Source organism: cf. Phormidesmis sp. LEGE 11477, from assembly GCF_015207105.1.
GTDB lineage: Bacteria > Cyanobacteriota > Cyanobacteriia > Phormidesmidales > Phormidesmidaceae > Phormidesmis.
In genome coordinates, this window is the sequence record NZ_JADEXO010000092.1 from 1 (window position 1) to 25,174 (window position 25,174).

The 25,174-nt window shown below is 50.8% G+C and carries 25 protein-coding genes; 9 read left to right on the top strand and 16 right to left on the bottom strand.

The window, feature by feature from the left end; translation table 11 throughout:
* A partial coding sequence (locus IQ256_RS21185) for a glutamine synthetase III (protein WP_193857689.1) occupies positions 1 to 1,600 on the bottom strand: 1,600 nt, incomplete at its 3' end.
* 433 nt (positions 1,601 to 2,033) lie between these two features.
* Here IQ256_RS21185 and apcB point away from each other — a divergent pair.
* On the top strand, positions 2,034 to 2,543 hold the full coding sequence (gene apcB, locus IQ256_RS21190) for an allophycocyanin subunit beta (protein ID WP_193857690.1): 510 nt from the start codon (positions 2,034 to 2,036) through the stop codon (positions 2,541 to 2,543).
* A gap of 171 nt (positions 2,544 to 2,714) precedes the next feature.
* Positions 2,715 to 4,001, top strand: coding sequence for an FGGY-family carbohydrate kinase (locus IQ256_RS21195; RefSeq protein ID WP_193857691.1), 1,287 nt, complete (start codon positions 2,715 to 2,717; stop codon positions 3,999 to 4,001).
* Positions 4,002 to 4,137: 136 nt separating this feature from the next.
* Here IQ256_RS21195 and petG read toward each other — a convergent pair whose 3' ends face one another.
* Entirely contained in the window at positions 4,138 to 4,251 is a 114-nt protein-coding gene (gene petG / locus IQ256_RS21200) for a cytochrome b6-f complex subunit V (RefSeq protein WP_193857692.1), read from the bottom strand.
* A 290-nt stretch (positions 4,252 to 4,541) separates the two neighbouring features.
* On the opposite strand from petG, the gene IQ256_RS21205 reads away from it, so the two are divergent.
* The gene (locus IQ256_RS21205; protein WP_304952611.1) at positions 4,542 to 5,015 is read left to right on the top strand and encodes a cytochrome c; all 474 of its coding nucleotides are present in this window, start codon (positions 4,542 to 4,544) and stop codon (positions 5,013 to 5,015) included.
* 47 nt (positions 5,016 to 5,062) lie between these two features.
* On the opposite strand, the gene IQ256_RS21210 is transcribed toward IQ256_RS21205, so the two are convergent.
* Both IQ256_RS21210 and IQ256_RS21215 read right to left on the bottom strand, forming a co-directional pair.
* Positions 5,063 to 6,382 (bottom strand): Caspase domain-containing protein, encoded by a 1,320-nt coding sequence (locus IQ256_RS21210; protein ID WP_193857693.1) that lies wholly within the window; start codon positions 6,380 to 6,382, stop codon positions 5,063 to 5,065.
* An 89-nt stretch (positions 6,383 to 6,471) separates the two neighbouring features.
* Positions 6,472 to 7,365 (bottom strand): M28 family peptidase, encoded by an 894-nt coding sequence (locus IQ256_RS21215; RefSeq protein ID WP_193857694.1) that lies wholly within the window; start codon positions 7,363 to 7,365, stop codon positions 6,472 to 6,474.
* Between the two features lie 116 nt (positions 7,366 to 7,481).
* Here IQ256_RS21215 and IQ256_RS21220 point away from each other — a divergent pair, with 116 nt between their 5' ends.
* The gene (locus IQ256_RS21220) at positions 7,482 to 8,402 is read left to right on the top strand and encodes an ion channel (protein ID WP_193857695.1); all 921 of its coding nucleotides are present in this window, start codon (positions 7,482 to 7,484) and stop codon (positions 8,400 to 8,402) included.
* 20 nt (positions 8,403 to 8,422) lie between these two features.
* Here the strand turns inward: IQ256_RS21220 and IQ256_RS21225 are convergent, their stop codons facing one another.
* From IQ256_RS21225 to IQ256_RS21235, 3 genes are all read right to left on the bottom strand, one after another.
* The gene (locus IQ256_RS21225; RefSeq protein WP_193857696.1) at positions 8,423 to 9,610 is read right to left on the bottom strand and encodes a DUF4336 domain-containing protein; all 1,188 of its coding nucleotides are present in this window, start codon (positions 9,608 to 9,610) and stop codon (positions 8,423 to 8,425) included.
* 3 nt (positions 9,611 to 9,613) lie between these two features.
* Entirely contained in the window at positions 9,614 to 10,249 is a 636-nt protein-coding gene (locus IQ256_RS21230) for a DUF3386 domain-containing protein (protein ID WP_193857697.1), read from the bottom strand.
* Between the two features lie 68 nt (positions 10,250 to 10,317).
* Positions 10,318 to 10,497, bottom strand: coding sequence for a hypothetical protein (locus tag IQ256_RS21235; RefSeq protein WP_193857698.1), 180 nt, complete (start codon positions 10,495 to 10,497; stop codon positions 10,318 to 10,320).
* 355 nt (positions 10,498 to 10,852) lie between these two features.
* Here IQ256_RS21235 and IQ256_RS21240 point away from each other — a divergent pair, with 355 nt between their 5' ends.
* The gene (locus IQ256_RS21240) at positions 10,853 to 11,374 is read left to right on the top strand and encodes a DUF2945 domain-containing protein (protein ID WP_193857699.1); all 522 of its coding nucleotides are present in this window, start codon (positions 10,853 to 10,855) and stop codon (positions 11,372 to 11,374) included.
* 39 nt (positions 11,375 to 11,413) lie between these two features.
* Here the strand turns inward: IQ256_RS21240 and msrA are convergent, their stop codons facing one another.
* A complete protein-coding gene (gene msrA / locus IQ256_RS21245) occupies positions 11,414 to 12,154 on the bottom strand; it encodes a peptide-methionine (S)-S-oxide reductase MsrA (protein WP_193857700.1) in 741 nt (246 codons plus the stop codon).
* Between the two features lie 177 nt (positions 12,155 to 12,331).
* Positions 12,332 to 12,895, bottom strand: coding sequence for a YHS domain-containing (seleno)protein (locus tag IQ256_RS21250; protein ID WP_193857701.1), 564 nt, complete (start codon positions 12,893 to 12,895; stop codon positions 12,332 to 12,334).
* Between the two features lie 585 nt (positions 12,896 to 13,480).
* On the opposite strand from IQ256_RS21250, the gene IQ256_RS21255 reads away from it, so the two are divergent.
* Positions 13,481 to 15,289: an N-acetylmuramoyl-L-alanine amidase gene (locus IQ256_RS21255; protein ID WP_193857702.1), complete on the top strand. Its 1,809-nt coding sequence runs from the start codon at positions 13,481 to 13,483 to the stop codon at positions 15,287 to 15,289.
* A gap of 113 nt (positions 15,290 to 15,402) precedes the next feature.
* Positions 15,403 to 16,584 (top strand): TRC40/GET3/ArsA family transport-energizing ATPase, encoded by a 1,182-nt coding sequence (locus IQ256_RS21260; protein WP_193857703.1) that lies wholly within the window; start codon positions 15,403 to 15,405, stop codon positions 16,582 to 16,584.
* Here IQ256_RS21260 and IQ256_RS21265 read toward each other — a convergent pair.
* Positions 16,581 to 16,865, bottom strand: a complete 285-nt coding sequence (locus tag IQ256_RS21265) for a DUF255 domain-containing protein (RefSeq protein WP_370623514.1) — start codon at positions 16,863 to 16,865, stop codon at positions 16,581 to 16,583. The genes IQ256_RS21260 and IQ256_RS21265 overlap by 4 nt on opposite strands.
* Before the next feature lie 200 nt (positions 16,866 to 17,065).
* Between IQ256_RS21265 and IQ256_RS21270 the strand changes: the two genes are divergently transcribed.
* Entirely contained in the window at positions 17,066 to 18,217 is a 1,152-nt protein-coding gene (locus tag IQ256_RS21270; RefSeq protein WP_193857704.1) for an S-layer homology domain-containing protein, read from the top strand.
* A 73-nt stretch (positions 18,218 to 18,290) separates the two neighbouring features.
* Here the strand turns inward: IQ256_RS21270 and IQ256_RS21275 are convergent, their stop codons facing one another.
* The 3 genes from IQ256_RS21275 to rpsF form a co-directional block, all read right to left on the bottom strand.
* A complete protein-coding gene (locus IQ256_RS21275; RefSeq protein ID WP_228025134.1) occupies positions 18,291 to 18,914 on the bottom strand; it encodes a DedA family protein in 624 nt (207 codons plus the stop codon).
* A gap of 189 nt (positions 18,915 to 19,103) precedes the next feature.
* Entirely contained in the window at positions 19,104 to 19,673 is a 570-nt protein-coding gene (locus IQ256_RS21280; RefSeq protein WP_193857705.1) for an Npun_F5560 family protein, read from the bottom strand.
* Between the two features lie 216 nt (positions 19,674 to 19,889).
* Positions 19,890 to 20,249, bottom strand: a complete 360-nt coding sequence (gene rpsF / locus IQ256_RS21285; RefSeq protein ID WP_193857706.1) for a 30S ribosomal protein S6 — start codon at positions 20,247 to 20,249, stop codon at positions 19,890 to 19,892.
* A 157-nt stretch (positions 20,250 to 20,406) separates the two neighbouring features.
* Between rpsF and IQ256_RS21290 the strand changes: the two genes are divergently transcribed.
* Positions 20,407 to 21,222 (top strand): fumarylacetoacetate hydrolase family protein, encoded by an 816-nt coding sequence (locus tag IQ256_RS21290; RefSeq protein ID WP_193857707.1) that lies wholly within the window; start codon positions 20,407 to 20,409, stop codon positions 21,220 to 21,222.
* Positions 21,223 to 21,356: 134 nt separating this feature from the next.
* On the opposite strand, the gene IQ256_RS21295 is transcribed toward IQ256_RS21290, so the two are convergent.
* The 3 genes from IQ256_RS21295 to rimO all read right to left on the bottom strand — a co-directional run.
* Complete coding sequence (locus tag IQ256_RS21295; RefSeq protein ID WP_193857708.1) at positions 21,357 to 21,839, bottom strand: Tic20 family protein; 483 nt, start codon at positions 21,837 to 21,839, stop codon at positions 21,357 to 21,359.
* Between the two features lie 483 nt (positions 21,840 to 22,322).
* Positions 22,323 to 23,741 carry a DEAD/DEAH box helicase gene (locus tag IQ256_RS21300; RefSeq protein ID WP_193857709.1) on the bottom strand — a complete coding sequence of 473 codons (1,419 nt, stop codon included), beginning with the start codon at positions 23,739 to 23,741 and terminating at the stop codon, positions 22,323 to 22,325.
* 87 nt (positions 23,742 to 23,828) lie between these two features.
* Positions 23,829 to 25,174, bottom strand: a 1,346-nt coding sequence (rimO, locus tag IQ256_RS21305; RefSeq protein WP_228025135.1) for a 30S ribosomal protein S12 methylthiotransferase RimO, incomplete at its 5' end; no start/stop codon positions are given.

Genomic DNA, 25,174 nt, shown 5'->3' on the forward strand with positions numbered 1-25,174 from the left:
TGTCCATGATGTCTTTAAGAATCGCTTGAACTGCATTGCCAGTGTCTTCAGCGCTAGAGCCACCACCGATTTTCGTTTCTAGCTGATCGGCAATCCAGTTGAGAGAATCCGCCATCATGGTGTTAAGGGCAATCAATGGGCCAGATACAGACTGGCTAGAGCCGACTGCACGGAACTCAAAGCGATTGCCTGTGAATGCAAAAGGAGACGTTCGGTTGCGATCGCCTGCATCTTTCGACAGAGGCGGCAGCACATCCACGCCCAAGTTCATCACACCCTTGTGGCTAGAGCCAGTCAGCTTTCCTTCCTTGATCTGATTGAAGATGTCCTCTAGCTGGCTACCTAAGTAGACAGACATGATCGCTGGGGGTGCTTCGTTCGCGCCTAGACGATGGTCATTGCTAGCGGTTGCAATGACAGCTCTCATCAAGGGGCCAAAGCGATGGACACCGCGAATAACCGCACCGCAGAACGCTAGGAACTGTAGGTTCTCTTCAGGCGTATCGCCAGGGTCTAGCAAGTTGCCCTGAGTAGAGTTACCAATCGACCAGTTGACATGCTTACCAGAACCATTGATGCCAGCAAAAGGTTTCTCGTGCAGCAGACACAAGAAGCCGTGATCCGCAGCTGCATCGCGCAGCGTGGTCATGATCTGCTGTTGGTGGTCACTAGCGACGTTGGCAGACTCGTAGACTGGCGCAATCTCAAACTGGCCCGGTGCGACCTCGTTGTGGCTGGTCTTGGCCGGAATACCGAGTTTGTACAGGCGGGTTTCGATATCGTGCATGTATGCCTGCACGCGCGGTGGAATGGCACCAAAGTAATGATCGTCAAACTGCTGCCCTTTGGCCGGTGCTTTGCCGAACAGGGTACGGCCCGCCAGGAGTAGATCGGGGCGCGCATTCGCAAAGTTAGCATCAACTAAAAAGTACTCTTGCTCTGCGCCACAGCTCGAATTTACGGACGCAACGTCGGCGTTACCCAGCAGCTTCAGTACTCGGTTCGCCGCCTTATCAACCACAGCAATAGAGCGCAGCAAAGGCGTTTTCTTGTCGAGGGCTTCGCCAGTCCAAGAAACGAATACAGTGGGAATGCAAAGCGTTGCCCCCATCTCGTTTTCTAGAATATAAGCTGGGCTAGTCACATCCCAGCCAGTGTAGCCACGCGCTTCAAACGTGTCCCGGATGCCGCCATTGGGAAAAGAAGAGCCATCGGGCTCGCCCTGAATGAGCAGCTTGCCAGAGAACTCAGAAATGACGCCGCCATCGCTTTGAGGCGAGATAAAGCCGTCATGCTTTTCTGCCGTGCCGCCCGTTAGCGGATAGAAAACGTGGGCGTAATACATAGCGCCCTTTGCGATCGCCCAGTCGCGCATTGCCCCGGCAACGGTATCCGCTACAGAAGGATCGAGCTTCTTCCCCGTTTTGATAGTTTCTTTGAGTGATTTGAAGACCTCTTTGGGCAAGGTTGCCTGCATTTTGCTTAGGCTAAAGACATTCGAAGCCCAGATATCCTCTAACTTCTGTGGGGCTTTGGCCTCAATCGGCTCTCTGTTAGTGATCTCGTAAATTGCTTGTGCGCGCGACTCGTTTCCAGTCATATCGTCTTTCCTAAGTTTTTCGAAACTTGCCTATTTAGATGGAGGCGTAAAATCGTAAAAAGGCCATCTAAGACGATCCTATGGATAGCTATTGATAGGTTTTGTATCCGCATATACGGAATATCCAACAAGTTCGGCTGAACCTGCCGTTCATCCTCTGTTTTACAATCTCTTCTGTCTTCTAGTAGAGGCTTCTGTAGACAAAGGCATCCTCGTTTGAGGTGTTTTAGGTGAACGTTACCAAATTGGTCAAATTGTAAACTTTTCCTTCGATCTCACTCATATAAGCAGGTTGTCCGCCGAGCCCAATTAGCTCTCGTGGTAGACTCAAAAGCGGATGGTCAAGGGCTGAATCCAGTGCTATTCCTGCTTTGTTATTCCAGCTTCGTAGGTGATAGCTTGCGAAATAGTCGCCAAATGTTGGGAGATTTTCATGCGAGATACGGTCACCAGTTTAATTAGCAACTACGATACTACCGGTCGCTATCTAGATCGCGATGCAATTGATTCTTTGCAGTCATATTTCAACACTGGCGCTAACCGGGTGAAGGTTGCAGCCATGATCAGCGCGAACGCGGCTGAAATTTCTAGAGAAGCGGGCAAGAAGCTTTTCGAAGTCATACCTGAGCTGATTCGCCCCGGTGGTAATGCCTATACTACTCGGCGCTATGCGGCCTGCTTGCGCGATATGGACTACTACTTGCGCTACAGCAGCTATGCCTTAGTCGCTGGTAACAACGACGTATTGATGGAGCGAGTGCTGCAAGGTTTGCGTGAGACGTACAACTCTTTGGGCGTACCGATTGCCCCTACAGTGCAGGGCATTCAGATCATGAAGGAGATGGTCAAAGAGCGGGCCTCTGATATGGGGGTTGACGACAATTCCTTTATCGATCAGCCATTTGACTTCATTTCTAGAGAGGTTAGCGAGATTAGCGTTTAGGCTTGCCGAGGTCTGTCTATCGCTTTGACTGAGCTGTTTGACGTTGATATATTTGACGTCGCTCTAATTGCTTTGATCTGTCTGTTTAGATCTACCGATTAATTCTAGAAAAAGCCACGCTGATTCCAGCGTGGCTTTTTTGATTTTGTAAGCTGTGGCTGAGTTGTGGCTATGTATGCGTTAGGTATTGACTTTGGGACTTCTGGGGCAAGAGCGATTGTTTTAGACGGTGACAGCAGCCGAGCCAGCAGCTCAATTGTGGCTCAGTCTAGCCATCGGTTTTCAAGTACTGCTGAGGCTGCTGCTCCGATGATGTGGGAGCAGGTGCTTTGGCGGTTAGTTGAGGCGATCGCACCCCCAATCCGCGCTCAGATTCATCGCATTGCCGTCAACGGTACCTCTGCCACCATGCTGTTGTGTAATCAGAATGGTCAGCCTTTGACCAAGGCGCTGATGTACAGCGATGCGATCGCTCGCCCTATCCTTTCAGATCTATCTACCGTCGCTCCAGCTGATAGCCCTACGCTTAGCGCTACCTCTACTCTGGCCAAAGCTATCTGGCTGTATCGAAACGAGGATCTTTCCTCACTTGCAGACGTTCACATCGCGCATCAGGCGGACTGGATAGCCTCTCGTTTACATGGCCAATTGCCTATCAGTGACTATCACAATGCTTTGAAGCTAGGCTATGACGTGAAGATGCTGGCTTATCCTGATTGGCTGCTGGGCCTGCCGATTGCTGATTGGCTACCCGACGTTCTAGAGCCGGGGTGTGCGATCGCCTCCATTCGCGCAGACCTAGCTTTTCAGTATGGTCTGCCACCTAGCTGTCAGATCTGTGTAGGCACTACCGACAGCATTGCTGCTTTTCTGGCTAGCGGTGCCCAGCATCCGGGTGATGCGGTAACCTCACTGGGCTCAACGCTCGTACTCAAGCTGTTAAGCCAGGTCGCTATTTCTAATCAGTCATTTGGCATCTATAGCCATCGACTGGGCGATCTGTGGCTGGTGGGTGGCGCTTCTAATACGGGCGGGGCAGTGCTAAGTCAGTATTTTTCTGCTGAGCAGATTGCCGATCTCAGTGCTCAAATCGATCTTTCTAACCCTTGTGAGCTGGCTTACTATCCGCTGATCCGACCAGGAGAACGCTTTCCTATCAACGATCCAGACCACCCGCCTCGCCTAACGCCTAGACCTGATCGAGATGTCGATTTTTTGTATGGAATTTTGGATGCGATCGCCCGAATTGAATCCGAAGGCTATCAAAAGCTACAAGATCTAGGCGCACCCAAAGTTCAGCAGGTTTATACAGCCGGGGGCGGTGCTCAGAACCGAACATGGCGAGATATCAGGCAGCAAAAGCTAGGCGTCAGCGTAGTTGAGGCTGCTCAGACAGATGCTGCCTATGGAACTGCAAAGTTGGCTTTAACTGGGTTAGCAGATTTCTGTACAGAATGAAAGAGTCAAAATCGAAGCCCTACTGAACTTCTCAATCCAGCAGGGCGACATCTGTTTATTGTTTGTTATCTAGCTGCTATCTAGGCTTTGATACCCACGTATAGCTGCTAATAGCCAACTGTTAGTGGCCACCGAGTTAACCGCCGAGCTGGTCACCTCGACGATACTGCATATAGGCTGCAACAAACAGACCCGCTAGCGTAGCGGGAATAAGACCTAAAACGATGCCTGATAGTAAAGGCTCTACCACGGTGATTCTCCTAAATTCTGCGGACAACTGTTGATTAGCTAGTCTTTGATTTGATTATTAATCGCTCTTATCTAATCTTAATGTGAATAGGCCAGTGAGTGGGCCACAAAGCTAGAAAAAGTATACTCGAATTTACTGGCTATCTGGCTAAATGAGCCGTCATTATGTTGCCGATATCAGCCTACTGGCTACTGTCACAGTGAATACTGCAATTTTTAAGACTAACTATAGATGAATCGCTGCAGTTCCCGAGGCGTCAGGGTTGTCTTATCCTCTCAAAGAATCTTAATATGCAAGTAACGGTTTATTGCGAGATGCTGAGGGTAGTGACAAGAGTTTTTCAGAAAGAAACAGTGCCGAATCAAGCCGTCAACAGCCCCACCGAGAACGATAAAGATGCGGTGCAATCAGCCGGTCAGCTAGCGCCGCGAGCGCTGTCTATATTAGTGGGACTTTTGTTTTTTGTATGCGTTGCGATTGGAGGGGTGTACGCCCTAGCGCCTAACGACCCATACGTACAAGACGTTCTACAGCTAACTGGCGATGCTGATAGAGGGCATGATATTTTTCAGCTCAACTGTGCAACTTGCCATGGACTGTACGCCGATGGTGAGGTTGGCCCTGATTTGCACAACGTATCCGAACGCCGCTCCCGTGCCGCTTTGATTACTCAGGTGATTAGTGGTCAGACCCCCCCTATGCCCCAGTTTCAGCCGAACGAAAGAGATATGGCTGATCTGCTGGCATTTCTAGAGACGCTATAGCGCTTACTAGCGCTTGCCAATCTATAGCGCTTACCAGCGCCTGCTAACTATAGCGCTTGCCAACTACCCGCCTCACAGCTCAAGATTCTATCTAGTGCGGCTATCTGCACCGAGTCTTGACTGGCTCGAACCCGTTCTTCTGCGCCGATGTTGATTATCTCCATCCGTAGCCTCATTCGATAGGCTTCGTCTACGGTTTCTGGCTCAGAAGGCCCGGACCTGCTGTCGTTGTCTGTATAGGAGCGCTTTGGCTCAAATCCGACTAGCTTGCTCAGTTCTGTGACGACGTAGCGCTGTTCTGGGCGGGCGATCGCACTGAGCTCCTCTATCGGAACTGCCAAGATCTGCTCTATCTCTGATGGGGAAACCTGGCGCTGTAGCCACGCTTCAACTGTCGAGATTGGCCAGTCGGTAGTCTCTTCATCTACTTTGGCAAAGGCGTGGGCTTCTGCGTAGGAGATCTGGTTGTCCTGGTTGTAGTCGGCAGAGCTGACTGGATTGCCGATGCGATCGCGCCCTGTTAGCCCAGCGAAAAAGCTAGAGCTATAGTCTTTGTAATCTGCCTCATTAACCGCTGGCGTGCAGCCTACCGAGGGCCGAGAGGCCACCGTCGCAAAAAAGCCGCAGCGAGTTTGCAAGGCGACCGGCTGTTCTGGGTCGCCATTTTCATAGATTAGGTTTGCAAACGCACCGGCATAACACTGCGCCATCATCGTCACGAAAGGCTGATCGTCGGGCAGCGGCGCTAGCCAACTCGTAAACTCTTGCACAGAGACAAGGTCTTCTTCCCACAAGATCAGCGCGTTGTCGTCTTCATTTTCTGGGTTGTACGCGCCGTGCCCCGTGAAGTAGAAGAAAGCTGGACAGGGCTTTTCCGCTTCGGCGATGGCTTTGAACCAACTGTAGGTATTCTCAATCGTCGCGCCGCCATCTAGCTCAGGAATCTCAGCTGCCTTGAACCGTTCGTCGCCATCTTCGTCTAGATAGCGAACGGTTTCTTCCCAATCGTTGCCACTCGCAAAAAATAGGCTGGCTGCCTCTACAGAGAAGCCAAGTTCGCGTAGAGACCGCTGAAAGTACAAAACATTCTTCTCTAGCGCAATTTCGTTATAGCTAGGCGCGCCGCCGCCTGCCACAGCGCCGAAGTAGAGGCTGGTCTCCGTAGGTAGCTCAATATCTTTTAGGTAGCGGTCTTGTGTGTAGCTATCTCTAGATCCGTAGGCATTGCCCGAGAGCACTTCCTTCGCCAACTGCACAACATCAGAGGACATAGCCTGTTGAATCGGCTGACAAGAGGATAGCCCAGTCATTAGAATGCCAAGTCCCAAAGCCGACACCAATCTTTGAAGCGTAGATTTTGAGGTCATGCCTGCTATACTCCCATCTGCCTAATTTCTAGCGATCGCAACAGCGATTCTTCGCGCTAGATTCCGCCGCCGTGCTAAGTTCCTCAACTCTAGCTTGTTTGTAGATAGGCCGCTAAGCCCCGCGTCACCTTTGCCATGGTCTCTATATTCAGGGTTTCAATTCGATCTGAAGCCTGATGGTAGTGTGGATTACGCAGATGGGCAGTATCTGTCACCATCACTGCCGGATAGCCTGCATCCCAAAAAGGCGCGTGGTCGCTTCTGCGAGTGTCTGGGATCTGTTTGCCCTGGTTGATGACGGGGAGCCATTCGCACGGAGCACCTGCTTGTTTTAGGTGGCGTTTGAGCGATCGCATCTTGAGAACGGTTTTTGTATTACCAACCAGCGCGATAAAGCTACCCGTGTCTGGGTAGATGCGACTGAGGACATCTAGCGGATATCGCTGTGAATGAGGCTCGTCAGAGAAATAGCCCAGCATCTCTAGCGAAAGCATCAGATAGATAGGTTGATTCTGGGTTCGCCACTGCCAGGCGCAAGTCGTACTGCCGACTAACCCGTATTCTTCTAGATCAAACGCGACGAGTTGCACAGAGCGCCGGGGTTGATATTTTGCTAGCAGCTCTGCCAAAACCAGCAGGACAGCAACGCCGCTAGCATTGTCATCAGCGCCGCTAGATCCAGGCACCGTATCGTAATGGGCACCGACTAGAAAGGGACTGAGCCGAGCGTGACTGCCTGGAATCAAGACTTGCCAATTGGCATGATGAGCCCCGCTAGAATTTAATCCCTGACGCGCCGGCCTTTGAAAATCGAGCGCCTGGCTAGAAACGTCTCCCCACTGCCCTAGTTCGGCTCGAATGTAGTGCTGTGATAGCCGATGTGTTCCTGCACCTAAATAGGGATCGCGCGGGCCAGATAGGGCTTCTAGATGGCTAGTTAGCTTTTGGACGAGATCCTGATGTTGGCGCGGCTGGATTTCCATAGAATTAACTGGTCTGATGCGTGAGACGGTAATTATCAGTATCCGAAGTGAATCCGAAGTAAAGCCAAAACAAAGCCAAAACAAAGCCAAAACAAAGCTAAAACAAAGATAGATAGATGAAAATAGACTCCCGGTGGCCACGTCGATTGTCTAAGGTGCGAATCCATGTTCAAGACGGACGCTTTCGCATCTCGGGGTTAGGCGGCTGGTATTCCTATTGGCGAGACCCTTACTACTTAATGCTGACAATTCCCTGGCAAGGGTTCGCGGTGATTACGGTCGTGGTGTATGTGTTAGCGAACGCAGCGGCGGCCCTACTGTTTTTGCTAGGGGGTGAAGGGACGATCGCTAATGCCAGACCCGGCTCGTTTCTCGATGCTTTTTTCTTTAGCGTGCAAACTTCTGCCTCGATTGGCTACGGCGTGATGTCTCCAGGCAACACCTATGCCCACATATTAGTGACGCTAGAAGCCGTTATTTCGATTGTGGGCATCGCTGTGCTTACCGGGCTAGCCTATGCTCGCTTTTCTCGGCCAACTGCGAAGGTGATGTTCAGCAAAGTAGCGGTGATTAGCGATTTTGCCAGAACGCCAACGCTGATGTTTAGAGCTGCGAACGAGCGCCGTAATCAAATTCTAGAGGCTCAGATGCGACTGTATCTAGCCATCGATGAGAATTTGGAAGGGCGGATGATGCGACGGTTCTATGAGCTAGCGCTGCAGCGCGATCGCAATCCCAACTTCTTTCTCACCTGGACCGCCCTACACAGCGTCGATACCAAAAGCCCGCTCTACGGCCTCGATCAATCGGCGCTACTGCAAAAGAATATCGCGCTGATTGTTTCTCTTAGCGGCATCGACCAGACCGTTGCTCAGGCAATTCACGCCCGCCATACTTACTACGCCCCAGATCTGCTGTGGAACCATGACTTTAAAGACATCATTCACGCTGTCCCAGATAGTGATACGGAAGACGGTGAGGCTGTTATTCGCTATATCGACTTTTCAGATTTTCACGAGGTTAAGCAGAAAGACTAGTCCAGGAGAAACCAGAAAGACTAGCGCCTGGGCGGTGGAATGACATTTCCCGGTAGCCGTCTGTCGATTTGACCTAGCGTTTCTAAGTCAACCATCGGTACATCATGCTCAAACCCAGACCAGCTCTGCGGATTAGGTCGCTCTAGAAAATTGAAAGCACGCCGAAACTCACTAGGACCGGCTTCAACAGGCGCGCTAAAGTGGCAGGGAATGACTTGCTCAAAATCCCACTGGGCGATTCTATCGGCCCAGTCAAGTACTCCCTTAGCATCTCGATTAAAAATCAGCGTTTGCAAGATAGGCGCTACTATCAGCCTGCCATCTTGACGCAACTGTTCAAACGATCGATGCCAGTTGGCCTGCCAGCTAAAGGGATAGAGCCCGAAGTAATTCTTGATCGATTTGTTGGGTGATTTGCTTGCCTCTTTCAAAACGTGGCCCGTCTTAGGTACGTCTAGACAGTCGGGCTGAAAGTAGAAAGAAAACAAAGAAATTCTTGCCCAGCCTTTGCGGCGGTTCTCAGGCGTATCTATTAGCGCTTCAGTTGCACTGTCGCGGGCATGAAACAGCAGCGGAAAGGGATCTTGATTCAAGACTGCTGGTGGCTCTATCGGAATAGAAAGAATCGTATCGACAGCTAGAAGCGACCGAGTGCCTCGGTGAAAAACAGCGACCTCGGTGTAAGGCTTGACGCTTAAGTCGATCGGGCCAACGATGGCATAGTCAAACTCATCGTAGAAAGGCGTTCGGCTAGGATCGTCTGGCAAAATATGAGTCCGCTGCGCTGGAAAGCCAAGCCAGCTCAGCGGCAAGTCTAGTGGAAAACTCCATTGGTTGGGGGCGACGTAGACTTGCGATCGCTTGAAAACCTGAGCAAATGGCCCCGCAAAATATTTATGCTCTACTCCAGTTACAGTCGGCAGAATCACATACTTCACTTCGCCGTGTTCAGCTTCTAGCTCTCGGACTAGTCGAATGCACTCACGGGTTGGAGCCACAGGTGAAAACACCATCAGCCCACCAGCTGATAGCTTAATCACCGTCATCCGAATCGGCACAACGACGTAGAAAATCCCCTGGACTTGATCAAACGTCCACACCTGGTCGCGGATAATTTCGCGGCGCAGTGTTCGCCTCTTGCCATAAGGATAGATTGGGACAACTGGCCACAGCGGCCAGCTCCGGTCCCCTCGCTTCAAAATGCCCATGTGCTAGGAAAGCAGTTTGATATTAGAAAACGAAACTTCCATATCAGGGCCGTCTTCTGAGGCAACGGTGCGCTTTGCCAAAATGGTGTAGTCGCCAACCTGCGTGTACTCATCGGTAAACTGACTGCGGCCCTGCTTCTGCTCGCCAGTCTTCGGATCGTGGTAGACAGAATCGTAAGTGCGCGAAAGATAACCACTACCCGTGTCGTACGAGCTCTCTGTGTTGATGGTGACCACGACGCCGTGGATATGTCGGTGTACCATTACAAATTCGTTGTTCTTCACCTTGTAGGCATCGCCTTCAGCCTTGCCGCCCACTTCGATCTTAGTCGCACCGTTCTCGTCTTCACCCTCAATTTTGAAGGTATTATCACCATGCGTCTTTTCAAATGGACGGCTAACACGGTGGATAGCAACCTCCCAAAGCTGATTTTTGATCACTTTGTTAGCAGTGTCATCTTCTACATCAAATACTTCAGCCGATAAGTCCGAATTGACCTTGGCACTCCCTTCATAGGTCTGGTCACCCAGCTTCAAAACTACATCGGTGGTATACCCTGGAAAGCTTTTATCCCACGTGTAGCGATTTTCGTAAGCAGCCTTGACCAATTCGCGAGCAGAGACCTGAAGTGCAGTCATGGGTTTCCTGTGATTGAAGTGCTATCTCAATTATAGGATTTTAGTGCATTCAACCCCCAATTTTTGGGCTAACTCATCTGCGCCCCTTCGATGCTAGCGACATCTACTTTCCAGTGGATGAGATTGCCCCAGCTCTGCTGTCTGATCCAGCAAAAGCTGCCGAGATAGCGCTCTAGCACAAAGTCAGGTAGATCGATCGGCTGGCCCTTTAGACGGACAAATTTACCAGGTTGCAGGTGAGTATTCATAAGTCGCCCCGTTCATTTAGTTAGCAAGAAATAGAATCGGCTGCTTCATTCGACTGTTTTATTCGGCTGTTTTATTTATCCCGAACGTATAATGAATTAAATAGTTCTTATGTACTATAAATCAATTTGTTTTGATAATTTACTTTTTACAGACTGTGTCTGCGCCTACGAGCGCTCTTGATTAGGCTCTATTTTCTTTTTGCAGGAAAGATAATCACTCTGTCTATTTGTATATTTTCTATAACTTTTTTGGCCCTAAGACTGGAATCAAGGTAGAAGCCAGACTCTGAAGGCGTTTTGTATTTTGAGGACTGCAGTATTTTTACGACTACAGTCATTTCATTAAGGATTACTCATGGCAGGCAAGCAAAAATTTCACCAGGGCGATCGCGTCCAGTGGTCTTCAGGTCAAGGCACGTCTACTGGCACCATTCAAAAGCACATCACAGAAGATCAAACCGTTGATGACAGCCAGATCTCTGCATCAAAAGATGACCCGCGCTATCTCGTTGAAAACGACAACACGGGTACAGTAACGGGCCACCGCCCAGATACCTTGTCTAAGGCAGACAGTTCGTCGTCTGGGAGTAGTTCATCTTCGAATAGCTCGTCTTCAAGTGGTTCATCCTCGAGCAGTTCGTCTTCGAGTCGTTCGTCTTCAAGCGGTGCGGCTCAGTTTAAGAAAGGCGATCGCGTCCAATGGAACACTTCACAAGGCAAGACAACAGGCACCGTTCAGAAGAAGCTGACAGAACCGACAGATATCGAGGGGCATACTGCCAAAGCCTCGAAGGAAGAGCCTCAATACTTAGTCAAAAGCGAGAGCACGGGCGCTGAAGCAGCTCACAAACCAGAGGCTCTAGAGAAAGTGAGCTGAGGAGATTAAGGAGTTGTAGCCAAAGATAAAAAAGATAAACTAGTGCGCGGGGGCATCGTCTCCCCAAACTTCACTTAGTCGCTGGTCTCGGCCACAGCCAAAGCGATACACCTTGTACCGGACAGGATGGGTTTGGTAGTAGTTTTGGTGATAGTCTTCGGCAGGGTAGAAGGTAGTAGCCGGTAGAATGTCGGTTGCGACTGAATTGTTTAGCTGTTCGACTACGTCCTGCTTAGTTGCATTAGCAGCCTGCTGCTGTTCAGGCGTTTCGTAGAAGATAGCAGAGCGGTACTGGGTGCCCTTGTCACAAAACTGACCTCGATTGTCTGTCGGATCGATATTGTGCCAGAACGTCTCTAGCAGGGTGGAATAGCTCACCTGGTCAGGGGCGTAGGTTACCTGCATTGCTTCTACGTGCCCTGTATTGCCGCTAGATACCTGAGCGTAAGTCGGATCTTCAACCTGACCGCCTGTATAGCCAGACACTGTAGAAGCTACGCCAGGGATATTGTCGAAGGGCTGCTCCATGCACCAAAAGCAGCCGCCTGCAAATGTAGCCGTTGTCAAATCGTCTGCTCTATTCGCACTTTCGCCAGAAACCGCAGCTTCTGGCAGGTTCTTCGTAGCTAGCACTGAGCTGTCGATGGATGCACAAGAGCTAGTGGTTAGCGCCAGAATAAAAACGCTCAGCCCTACAAACAGCCTCCTTGCAACTATCTGAATCGGTAGTCGAAGAACTCGTAATTGAACGGATGCAGGCTGCTGATCTTTCAGTTTCATCGTTTGGGTGAATGCTTTCTTATTCTCGAACAGTTTCTCTGACAGTCTTCTTATTCTTGACCAGTCTCTCTGACAGTCAAGGAGATGATCGCTCTTTTGCTGTCGGCTTTAGATTCTAGCGACTCTCGTTATCTTTTGGGGCGATACGCCTGTTGACAGCTATTTGCTGCACTGATGTTATTGTGCGGACAGTTCAGGCCAGTGAGTATCGGCTAGAGCGATATTACCAGGAATATCTTTTGCCCAGCGCGTTTGGACTTTTTGATTGGCATTGAGATAGAGTTTGCCATCTACAATCTCCCAGGCGGCTGGGTCAACGGCTACTAGCGCCTTTTGTCCGACTGCCCAAGCGCAATAACCACCGTATTCAGGAGCATACGCTTCTGGATCGTCGGCGAAGAGATCTCGGTTTTCAGCGCTGGCAAATTGCCAAGTCACACCCTGCCACTCATGAGTGTAATCAGCGCTGCCCTCGACAAAGGCTGATTCGGTAAAATAGGCGACCGGATCAGCGCCTTTGATAGCAATCCCTTCTTGGGTGTATACCTTGGGTTCGGCGGTGTCTGCTGTTGAACTCGTTGAGCTGACAGGCTGAGCAGACTGGCTTGATGCAGATTGACTCGATGCAGACTGGCTCGATTCGGTAGTGGAAGGCGCGCAGGCAGAAAGACTGATGGTCAATGCTAATGTGCTAACCACCAGAGTAGAAAATAGCGGGCGGCGAGTGCAGGGGATAATCATCTTTAAAGAGCCTAGCGTGTAGCACTAGGACGAATTAAGTGAAGAATAATTATTTTGATTATGGGATGCGCTGATCTAACTGAATGAAAAGGCGCTGAGAAGGTCCGATGAATTTGATGAATCCCAGACGCGATCGCCCTAGATGGATCGCTCCAAATACTTATAAAACACCCAACAAAACAGGCGAGACAAAAGGGCCTTTAGCAAAAACACCGACGCAACATCCAATAAAGTTTGTTGTCAAGCCGGTATATGACAAGTCTTAAAAACGGTGTGACAAATCAAAAGTAGTCACATAAATACAACCTGTTGGCTTAGAAAGCCCGCTCAATGGGGGCATTGCCGATCCTTTTTTTAATACAGCTACAGGCTTATTAATAGAAGCTTCAACTCACCTGCTATAGTTCCTCATGACTAAGGAACAATATTTATTGAAATCGTAGCTGGGATATCATCCTTGGGTACCAATTAGCTAGAGCCGTCTGTGGCCTGGCATACGCCTGATGATTCACAAAGCCCAATGATTTTTTATAGCTAAATACTTGCAACTGCTCTTCTTCGCTCCACTGCTGAACCGCCGTAGATATGAAATCTATCATTCGTCGCATCACCACACTGACCGCATTGACGGCTACCCTCTTGGGAGCAAGTGCGATCGCCTCTACTCGGGCACTTGCCCAAAGCTACGGGGAACAGCCGATTGCCGCCGATCGCGCAGTCGCTGTTGCTGAACCGGTTTCGAATGGTCGATTCTATCGTCTGCTAATTATTGAGCAGCTCAATGATAGCCGGGATTGCTATGCAGAGGAGTCTGGCAGCCCAACCGTAATTGATCCGCTGCTGCTGAATTTCACCTTCAGCGGTATCTGTGGCCGTAGTTCTGACAGCAATGGCTATTCTGTTCGGATCGGCAATGAGGATCTTAGCCGCCAGTATCGTCTACAAATTACTCGCCGTGGCGACAGCCTAGTCCTGGTAGCGCTGCCAGGGGCTTTGCCTGGTCGAGGGGGGGATCTACCCGTCCTAGAAATTGGCCGCAGCAACGGTGTCGCTAACGATTTTGTCAAGATCGAGCTAGATCCTGGCTGGAAATTTGCCAGTCGAACCCTCAACGGCCAAGACCAAAGTCATATCTATCTGTCGAACGCTCAAGATGTCGATACTGTCATCGCCCAAGCGCGTGCGAATGGGCCGTCCCGCCCATCTGCGCCTACCTCGCCTGCGCCCTCTACGCCAGCGCCTACACCCTCACCTTCAGGCCCGCCCGTTTTAAGCGGCGGGTCTTTGCCTGCGCCGGGTACGAGTAGACCGCCTGCGTTGCCTAGTGGCTCTGGTGGTGGTTCTGATACTGTCTATCAAGTGATTGTGCCTAGCTCTTCGGCGCTGGTGAGGCTGCGAGTGCGGCAGGTGGCCTCTGATGCCTTTATGACGACTGTAAACGGCGATCGGGTGATTCAGGCAGGTCTGTTTCAGGATCGAGCTAGGGCCAATCAACTCGTAGCTCAGCTTTCAAGTGAGGGACTGACCAGCCAAATTGTTGAGGGGCAGCGGGCGTCGGTGCCACCAAGCTCGTCACCTAGCACTGCTACGTTTTATCAGGTGGTCGTGCCTGAGCGGGGCTCGAATACGCGCGATCGCGTCAATGCAATCGAATCCGGTGCCTTTCGCACTCGGGTTGACGGCCAAAGAGTCATCCAGGCGGGTCGTTTTAGAGACCGCAACCGCGCCGAACAACTGCAGCGGCGTCTATCAGCCGCGCGGCTACCCGCCCGCATCATCGAAGGAACCGCGCCAGTTGCGAGTGTTCCACCCGCTACCCCTCGCCCCTCGCCCAGTATTCCGCGTGCTAGACAGGGCCAGCTCACTGTCGTCATCGATCCTGGGCATGGGGGACGCGACCCCGGTGCAGTCGGCATTGGAGGTCTCAGAGAAAAAGACATCAACATCACGGTAGCTAGGCGCATGCAGGCTTCTTTGCAAGCTAAAGGCATTAACGCCGTCATGACCCGCTCAGACGATCGAGAACTAGACCTTCAGCCCCGCGTCAATATCGCTGAACGCGCTGATGGCGATATCTTTGTCAGCATTCACTCCAATGCGATTAGCATGAGCCGCCCAGATGTCAACGGTCTAGAAACCTACTATTATTCCTCTGGTTTTCGCCTGGCGCAGACGATTCACAACAATGTTTTGCAGCGGACTGACTTGCGCGATCGCGGTGTTCGCCGAGCCCGTTTTTATGTCTTGGTCAATACCTCCATGCCAGCAGTTTTGGTGGAGACGGGTTTCGTGACTGGCCGTGAAGATGCTGCTCGCTTTAGAAATCCGCAGGCCGTCAACGAAATTGCTGACGGTATTACGGCTGGTATTTTGCAGTACCTGAATGTTCGCTAACTAACCTACTGACTAAGAAGCCGTCCTGCAAGTAGATCCGATGCTAGCTATCGCTGGGTAAAAGTCGTTAGAGTAAAGGAACGTTAATTTCCTTAATTACAGGCCAGTTTGCTATGCGCGTACTTTTGATGACAGGAAAAGGGGGAGTAGGTAAAACCTCCGTCGCGGCGGCAACTGGCCTACGCTGTGCGGAAGTTGGCTACAAAACCTTGGTACTCAGCACCGATCCGGCGCACTCTTTGGCCGATAGCTTTGATACTGAGCTGAGCCATGACCCTAAAGAGATTCAGCCTAATCTCTGGGGCGCAGAGCTAGACGCGCTTAGAGAGCTAGAGGGAAACTGGGGCGCGGTCAAACGCTACATCACTCAGGTGTTGCAGGCTAGAGGCTTAGAAGGAATTGAAGCCGAAGAGCTGGCTATCTTGCCAGGCATGGACGAAATTTTTAGCCTGGTGCGGATGAAGCGTCACTATGACGAGAAAGAATTTGACGTACTAATTATCGATTCTGCGCCGACCGGCACTGCGCTTCGGCTGCTTAGTCTGCCCGAAGTCGCTGGCTGGTACATGCGTCGGCTTTACAAACCATTTCAGGCGGTGTCTACCGCCTTGCGACCATTAGTAGAGCCCTTATTCCGCCCTGTGGCTGGATTTTCTTTGCCGACTAAGGAGGTGATGGATGCGCCCTATGAGTTTTACGAGCAACTAGAAGCGCTAGAAAAGATCTTGGCCGATCCAACGATTACCTCTGTGCGGCTAGTGACCAATCCAGAAAAGATGGTGATCAAAGAATCCTTGAGAGCCCACGCTTACCTAAGTCTGTACAACGTAGGTACGGATATGGTGGTTGCGAATCGCATCATTCCAGATACCGTTAGCGATCCGTTCTTTCAGCGTTGGAAAGATCAGCAGGCAAAGTATAAAAGCCAAATTCACGACAACTTTCATCCGCTGCCGGTAAAAGAAGTGCCGCTTTATTCTGAAGAAATGTGTGGCATGGAAGCGCTGAATCGATTGAAAGAAACTCTGTATGGTGAGGAAGATCCGGCGCAGGTCTATTACAAAGAGACCACGCTAAGAGTGATTCAAGAAGACAATAACTACAGCCTAGAAGTTTATCTACCTGGCATTCCTAAAGATCAGGTAGAGCTGAGCAAAACTGCTGACGAGCTTAATATTCGGATCGGCAATCATCGCCGTAATTTAGTTTTGCCTCAGGCACTAGCTGCTCTTAATCCATCTGGTGCCAAGATGGAAGACGATTATCTCAAGATTCGCTTTGCTGCTGGTGTCTAGAATTGAGAGTCGTCTAGCTGCTGATCTAGCACAGCCTTACTAGTGGCTGCGGACAGGCATTTGAGACCTTGGCAGACGAGTGCGATCGCCTCATCAAAAAATGCTTCGCCCTCCATGACCGTACACCAGTGACAGCTAGAGCCGCCAATCGATAGAAAGATCGGCCTGTTTTCTCTTTGCGCTGTGGTCAGCGCCTCCTCACACCAAGGCCACCTGTCCACCGGATTTTCAGCATGCTTGCGTAGATAGAGACTGCTGCTGTTGGCTAACCGATTAGTCATAGTGTCCGTAGAAGATAAACGACCAATGGGTAAATAATAATGAAGGCTATTTCACAAGAAAGCTGATCTTTGGCCCGAAATGCTCTATTTTTGTGAATCAATACGCTTGCTGTTTGATCTCTTTGCCAAGACCAAAAATTAGATCAAAGCAAGTAGTTTTATGCCTATCTTCATAACTGTAATTAAAAGCGAGCATTTCTGTGACCCAATCCTCCCCTCAGCCACCCAACGACCCTCGTCGCCCTGAAGAACCTGTCCCTACATCTGTGCCTACACCCCCCAACACGGGCGCAAACAGTCCAATAGGATTTGACGAAATGGTGGCTTTATTTGTCGCTTTCCTCTCTCTAGGAGGTGTCTTGGTATGGGGCCTTACTCGTGGCAACCTATCGATCTTTAGTGATTCAGATCTACCGATTGCTCCAGTAGTGATCGCGCCTGACGTAGAGGATGATGAGTTGATAGAACCTGGGATCATCGGGCGGGGAACTGATGCGGATATCGCCCCTGACACATTGACTGATGATGTTGACTTTAGCGATATGTCAGCTCAAGAAGAATTGGCCGCTAGAGCTGCTATTAGAAGAGAACGCTTGCTAGCACAGCAGCAATCAAGCCCGCTAGCAGACGTGGCCAGGGCTGGGGCCGTTGGCGCTGCGGCTGGTACGGTAGCTGCGCCTGATAGTGTAGCTGCTGAAGAGGTAGAAGAGGTAGAACGACCCGTAGCCGCTTCAGAGGCTGCTAGCGCTGAGCCCCAAGAGGCGATCGCCTTCGCTGATGTTCCAGACGGCTACTGGGCAGAACCCTATATTGATGCTCTCAGCAGCCGAGGACTGATTTCTGGGTATGACGACGGCACATTCAGGCCCGATCAGCCAGTGACTCGTGCCCAAACTGCCAATATTGTTTCTCGTACTTTCGATCTGACTGCTGATAAGGCGTCACTCGAATTTTCTGATGTAGAATCCGAGTATTGGGCGAGAGAGTCGATCGGAGAAGTCGTTAGAGGCGGCTTTATGACTGGTTTCCCAGACGACACATTCAAACCTAATTTGCCAGTGACTCGGGCTCAGGCGCTAACAACCCTAGTGACCGGACTGGGTATCGAGAGCCCTCAAAATATTCAGGCTACGCTCTCTCGCTATACCGATGCTAGTGCTATTCCTCAGTGGGCCAATGACAAGATAGCCGCAGCAACTGCCGGTAGCCTAGTTGTTAACTATCCTGATGCTTCGCAGCTTAATCCGGCTGAGCCGACCACTCGCGCTGAACTCTCTGCCCTAATTTATCAGGCGCTCGTAAGAGAAGGCGTGGTAGAGCCTGTAGAGTCGGAGTATGTCGTCGAGCCTTAAGGGCGTAATCCTCTTGCAGCCATACGCTTTAGCTGCACGCTGAAGGCAGTAAACGACAGCCGCTCAACGTCAGCTACAGATGTTCAGAAGTTGTTCGACGTGATTCTAGCCACCAAGTGGTGATGACCCAGCCAACAACGATACATAGGGCAGCTCCGGTAAACTGCCCTACCCATTTCATGATGACTGGTAGAGGGACTAGCTGCCCAAAGAAGTAGGACAGGCTAACCATCGCCGCTGCCCACGTAGCTGCGCCAACGGCGTTGCAAAGTAGGAATTTGGGGTAGGGCATGCGGCTAATGCCTGCTAGCGGCCCAGCAAACACTCGTAGTAGAGCGACGAATCGACCGAACAAGACGGCCTTGCCCGCATTTTGACTGAAGTGATCGCGTACCTCTTCCAACGTCGATTCTGGCACCCGAACCCAGCGACTTACCTTTACTAAAAGCGGCCAGCCACCGTAATAGCCCAGTAGATACCCACCGCTATCGCCAATAATCGCCCCTGCAGTTGCCGCCCCCATGACGTACCACACGTTGAGTTCATGACTGCCTGCTAGGAACCCACCGACTAGCGTAATGGTCTCTCCTGGCAGTGGAATACCCATATTCTCTAACAAGATCCCGCAGAACACTGCCCAGTACCCATACTCACGCGCAATATCTTGTACCAGGTCTAATGAAATTAATTCGGCCATCAAAGGTGTTTTGGTTTGGAAAAGGTTAGCTGCTGCATGCGCGCGCACGATATCTATATCTATCGAAATCTATCGGACTGTATCTATTGGTCGGTTTTGATAGTGATTGATCTACCAATAGACCTGATTGCTATCAGTAATTCTTAAAGGAACGCTCCTACAGTCTGCAACCCCCAAAGCTTAACCTTTCTATTCAACACCTGTGGCTTTTGCAAAGCTAGCCATCGAATTTTTCCCCAACATTTCACTAGGAAATGTGGGTAAATCTAGATTGCTAGTCCCCCGGCGGCTACGCATTGCCAGACGATAGGTCGTGCTCTGTAGTTCAGCCTGTAGCTCACGATTTTCCTGCTGAATCTTGGCCACTCGATCCTTGACCGCGCTCATCCGCTCGGCGAATTTTTCTTTGTAGATTCTCGGCAGCTCTTGTACGACCTGCTCTAGCATTCGCGTTCGATCGGTTAGCTCTTGATTGGTTTGATGCAGATGCTGAGTTTGGGCGTCGCGCTCTTCGATTTGAGTTTGATAGAAGATCACCTGTTCTTCTAATTTGTGCATTTGCTCACGCAGCGATCGCACCTCCTGCTGATGCTGCTCAGAGACTTCTGGTGTTGGCAAAAAATCTTGATTTCCTTTCACCAGTCGAAATAGTTCCTGCGAAAGCTGTTGCACTAGCTGATCTCGCATCTCCAACTCTTCTTTGAGCCGAACTACCTCTGACGGAATGCTCAAACCGCTCGGGCTAGATGTTTGGGTCACGGGTCAACCTTCCTAACTGGTGAACTATCGATTCTTCTTGATATATAACACCCAAAAAAACGCCGCAGATAACCTGTGAGGCTACCTGTCAAACAACACTCCAACAAAAGCTCAAACAAAAGTCCCCTCAATTGGCAGTTGCCGATCGAAGGGACCGTTTTGATGATTTAAGTGTTTCTATCGAGTCTGATGTGAGCTCAAGACTGTGAACCCAGACTATGAACCTAAAGGCGCAGCAGACTCTGTAGATTCTGTCAATTCACCATCGCCGTCACTGCCCTCTACAGGCTCTTCAAAGACAATTGTCAGATATCTGATCACATCTTCACTCAGACGCATCGCTCGCTCCATGGGGGCGATAACGGTGCCGGGTGCTTCGTAGTTCATCTGGATGTAGATGCCCTCACGGTGGCGGTTGATTTCGTAGGCTAGGCGGCGTTTGCCTCGATGCTGCGTTTCAATGTCTTCGGCCCCGCCTTCTTTGAGCAGGTCTTGATAGCGACTAATGGCTTCGTCTACGGCTTCATCCCCGATATCGGGCCGTAGAATATACATGGTTTCGTAAAGCGTGCTCATAATTCTAAAGTGAAGGTCCTTGTGGTCATCGTGGCCTTTGTTTCGCGCTGCTTAGGCTTCTACGCTGATGACAAGCATCAGGGCGTTAGCGTCTCGCTATAGCGCAGACAAAAGCAAGGGTTTACAATCATACCAACAACTGACCCGATAAAAACATATGGCTCATCGCTACGTTCGAGTTCAATCGTCATCAGGTCAGCTACACTATGGTTTGCTTCAAGCTGATCGCGGTGTCAAGATACTCGATGCTCCGCCTTGGCGAGATGGCAATATTACAGAGCAGGAGCTGGCTATTGAGGACTACACGCTACTAGCTCCCTGTGCGCCTTCTAAGATAATTGCGGTCGGAAGAAACTACGCTCGGCACGCGGCAGAACTGGGCAACGATGTTCCTAAAGAGCCATTGCTGTTCATGAAGCCATCGACGGCTGTGACTGCGGCAGGCGAGGCAATTTATTATCCTTCTCAGTCAGATCGGGTGGACTATGAAGGCGAGCTAGCGGTGGTGATTGGCGATCGCGCTAAAGATTGCCAACCTACAGAGGCGCGCAGCAAGATCTGGGGATATACCATCGCCAATGATGTCACTGCTCGCGATTTGCAAAAGCGAGATGGCCAGTGGACCAGAGCTAAGGGATTCGACTCATTTTGCCCTTTGGGTCCGTGGATTGTGAGAGAAATTCCAGCAGGCGCTCGCTTACAAACCTTTGTGAACGATGCTCAGTCGCCCAAGCAGTCCGCTACGATTGCCGACATGATTTTTTCACCGGAGCATTTAGTCGCCTACATCAGTCAGGCAATGACATTACTACCAGGCGATGTTGTGCTGACAGGGACGCCTGCAGGGGTTGGGCCGATCGGTATGGGCGATCGCATTCGTATAGAAATCGAGGGTATCGGCTCTTTAGAGAATACCGTCCAGGCAAAAGAAAAAAGCGAAGCGCCCGTCTCAAAAGAGATGGCGCTTCAGTAACGTGGTTTCGACTCCGCTCAACCACCAGCGTGGCATAGGGGTAGAAGTAACCGCATATTCTAGCTGAATAGATTTATTACTAAAGATCTAGCAGTAGCTAAGCGAAGAAGCCCAAGTAGCTGAGCGAAGTGAAGCTAGGGCAACTGCATGTTGATAGCTTCTGAAATGGTAGGAATCTCGGCGTATTGCCCTAGTACAGACTGAGCTACCGAATACACTACAATAGCGAACCCGCCCAAGAATAGAACATTTAGCAGGGTCTCTCCGATAAAGAGCCCAGAAATTCCTAAAGTGCTGATGCAAAAGACCAGAATGGAGATAACAAAGCTCACCATGATCGCCTGAAGCACATTGAAGCGAATAAACCGACTAATCTCTGGATTACGCACTACAAAAGCAAACAGCAAAATAAAGACACCCAGTCCTAGAATGCTGTTTTCAATTGCAAGCAATGGACTTATTGGCAGCAGTATTAGCTGGAGTAGTGCATAGATCGGCGGCGCTTGCTGTCTTAGAAAAGGTAAGAAATAGCTGCCTGCTTGCAACACTGACGCCAACGGCATGACATAAGCTAACGCCGAAAAAGCTCTATCTTTTGCAGGCGCAGAACCATTCATAAACAAACTCCTATCAGAAATAATGGGCAGAGCATTCGTTGAGTAGCTCTGTACTTTCGCCTATAATAACGTATTCGGATCGAAGCGCTCTTTGGGTCAGAGTGCTCTTTTGGTTCGGAAAACTTAACTAGTCAAAGCGCCTATAGTCAAAGCGCTTATTCAGAAAGCTCAGCTACCCGGAACCCCATTGTGCATTCATACTGTGGCGGGTCTTCTCTCAAAGACTGCTCAATTAGATGTCCGCACCGTAAGCGCCCCCGATTCCATCTAGGCAGTCCGCTTTGGCTTGCCATTGGGCAGCTTTGACAGACAGTTTTTGGCTGAACCATTCGATCTTCTATCAGCATCACCAGCATTTTTCACCGCTCCACCCAAAATCAGAACCTGCGATTGTTCCTTATATTAGGCTACCCAGCGTAAAAAGCTGTATGAGTCACTACACATAGCTTTGCAAACTGTCAAGCAGTGAAATGAACTTACAGGTCAGTTTCTGACCCCTTCTTCAATCGTCGCTGGCTTAACGTCATCTGCTTGCGATCGCATCTTCGAAGGTAGCAGCTTTGGCTTTGGCGTTGGCTTTCTATCGGAGTGGTCTTCCTTTCTCAAATGAGCAGGCCGAGCTTGATCGTATGCCATCTGTAGCGCCGCTGCGGCGATTGTGCGGATGTCGTACTCTTCGCTAAGCTGAGAGACGATGGGCAAGAAAGAGGCCACGCGCTCGCTGGTCACTGCTTCTCGCACACGGGCCTGTAGCTTTTCTAGATGGCGAGCGGCAATCTGAGCTTGGGTTGGAATTTTGCAGTATTCAACCGACTTCTTGAAGCGTTTTTCGATGCGACTGAGTTTGTACTTTTCTAGGGTCATCACGATAGAAACCGCACGGCCTTCTTTCCCAGCGCGACCGGTTCTACCAATCCGGTGAACATAGCTATCAAGATTGTCTGGCAGCTCGTAGTTGATCACGTGGCTAAGATCGTCAACGTGAATTCCGCGCGCGGCAATGTCAGTCGCGACTACCCAGCGAACTTGACGCTGCTTGAATCTTTGCAACAGCCTTTCTCTTTGCGACTGGGTAAGATCGCCGTGATACTCATCGGCGCTATGACCAGCAGCCTGTAGCTGGCGAGTCAGTTCGGCGGCGGTGCGACGAGTGCGAACAAAGATAATAGCCGACTCGGGATCTTCCATTTCTAGAATTGGCATCAGCGCCCTGGGCTTGCTCCAGCCAGGCGGCACTGTATAAGCAATCTGCTTGATGCGGGCGGTAGAAGAGGTCTTAGCCTCCACGCTCACCGTTACGGGAGACTTTAGAAAGCGGGTAGAAAGCTTTTGAATAGCGGGCTCCATCGTGGCGGAAAAGAAAGCCGTCTGCCGCTCGTCCGGCGTGTGCGACAAGATCGTTTCTACGTCTTGAATGAAGCCCATGTTCAACATTTCGTCGGCTTCGTCTAGCACCATAATGCTGAGCCGATCGAGGATGAGCCCACCCCGCTCAATTAGATCGATTACCCGTCCAGGGGTTCCCACCACAATTTGCGATCCGCGCTTGAGCCTTTGGAGCTGTCGGTCAATTGACTGGCCTCCATACACAGAGGTGACGTATAGTCGTTTGTCCGTATTGAACTCTTCCATCGCTTGGCTGACCTGCATGGCTAGCTCACGGGTCGGCGTCAGCACCAGCGCCTGCACATAGCGATTAGCGGCGTTGACCTGCTCTAGCATCGGCAGAGAAAATGCGGCTGTTTTACCAGTACCTGTCTGGGCTAGTCCGACGACATCGTGCCCGGAGAGTAGCTGAGGAATGGCTTGCACCTGAATCGCTGTCGGTTCAGTAAAACCTAATTGCGTCAGGTGTTCAACGCAATTAGAGGATAGTCCTAGATCAGCAAAGGAAGAGGTCATCACGGTAGTCGGGTGTAGGAAAAGATACTGGGGGCAGTGACGAAGGCGTTTTGTAGAGACAGATACTAGAGTCAGGAGAGAATAAGCTCAGGCGCTAGAAACGGCGAGCGATCCGAATAGGTCGTAGCTATCGGCAGCTTCGATCAAAACAGAAGACATTTGGCCCATAGTGGCCCCGTTGGCAGCGTCGCCTTTAACGTAGACAAGGCCATCGACATCAGGGGCAAACCTGGCGCTGCGCCCAATCAGCTCTCCAGTAGATGGGTTTTCTTGCTCGATCAGCACTGGCACAGTGGTGCCGATCTGCGCTTGATTTCGCCGGAAGGAGATTTCCTGCTGAGCTAGCATGATGGCTTCGCGGCGCTCGTCCATAACGGACTGTTCGATTTTGTTTGGCAAGTCGTAGGCGGCGGTGCCTGCTTCTGCTGAGAAGGTGAAAACACCCACATGATCAAACTGATGCCGCTCAACAAAGGCTTTTAGATGGTTAAACTGCGCTTCTGTCTCGCCAGGAAAACCAACGATGAAGGTCGTGCGAAGAACGGCTTCAGGCAGGGCCGCTTTAAGGTTTTCGATGATTTGGTCGTTGACCTGCCCCTGCCATGGACGGTTCATCGCCCGCAGCATTTGGGGATGCGAGTGCTGCAGGGGAAGATCGAGATAGGGGAGAAAATTAGGGGTGTCTTGAATAGCGCTGATGACGGCGGGTGTGAGGCCAGTGGGGTAGGCGTAGTGCATCCGCACCCAGGGCACGTCAACTTTGCCTAGAGCGCGAATTAGCTCAGCGAGTTTGGGCTTGCCGTAAAGATCGACGCCGTAGTTGGTGGTGATCTGTGAGATTAGGACCAGCTCTTGAACGCCTTGAGCAGCTAGCTGATGGGCCTCGGCAACAATAGATTCGATGGAGCGCGATCGCTGCTTACCACGCAAGTGAGGAATGATACAAAAAGCGCACTTGTAGTCGCAGCCTTCAGCAATTCGCACGTAGGCAACGCCCTCAGACGTGGTCCGATAGCGCGGCACCGTTTCATCAGCAATGTAGGTAGGTTCAGCTGAAACTAGCTTGACCCGTTCGCCTGCTTCAGCCTGCTCGATCACATTGACAATCTTGTGATAATCCCCAGTCCCAACTAGGGCGACAGCTTCTGGAATTTCGTCTAATAGCTCGTCTTGAAAATGCTGGGCCAGACAGCCAGTAATGACTATTTTCTTATCTGCCTCGGCTAGCTCTACAAGTGTGCGAACGGATTCCTCACGGGCTGCCTGAATGAAGCTACAGGTATTGACAATGACGTAATCGGCGCTTTCTTCGTTCGCACCGATGCCGTAGCCTGCCTTAGCTAGAAGTCCTAGCATATGTTCGCTATCGACTCTGTTCTTCTCGCAGCCTAGATGCGAGATAGCGATGGTAGGTTTTGGGGTGGGCTTTGGGG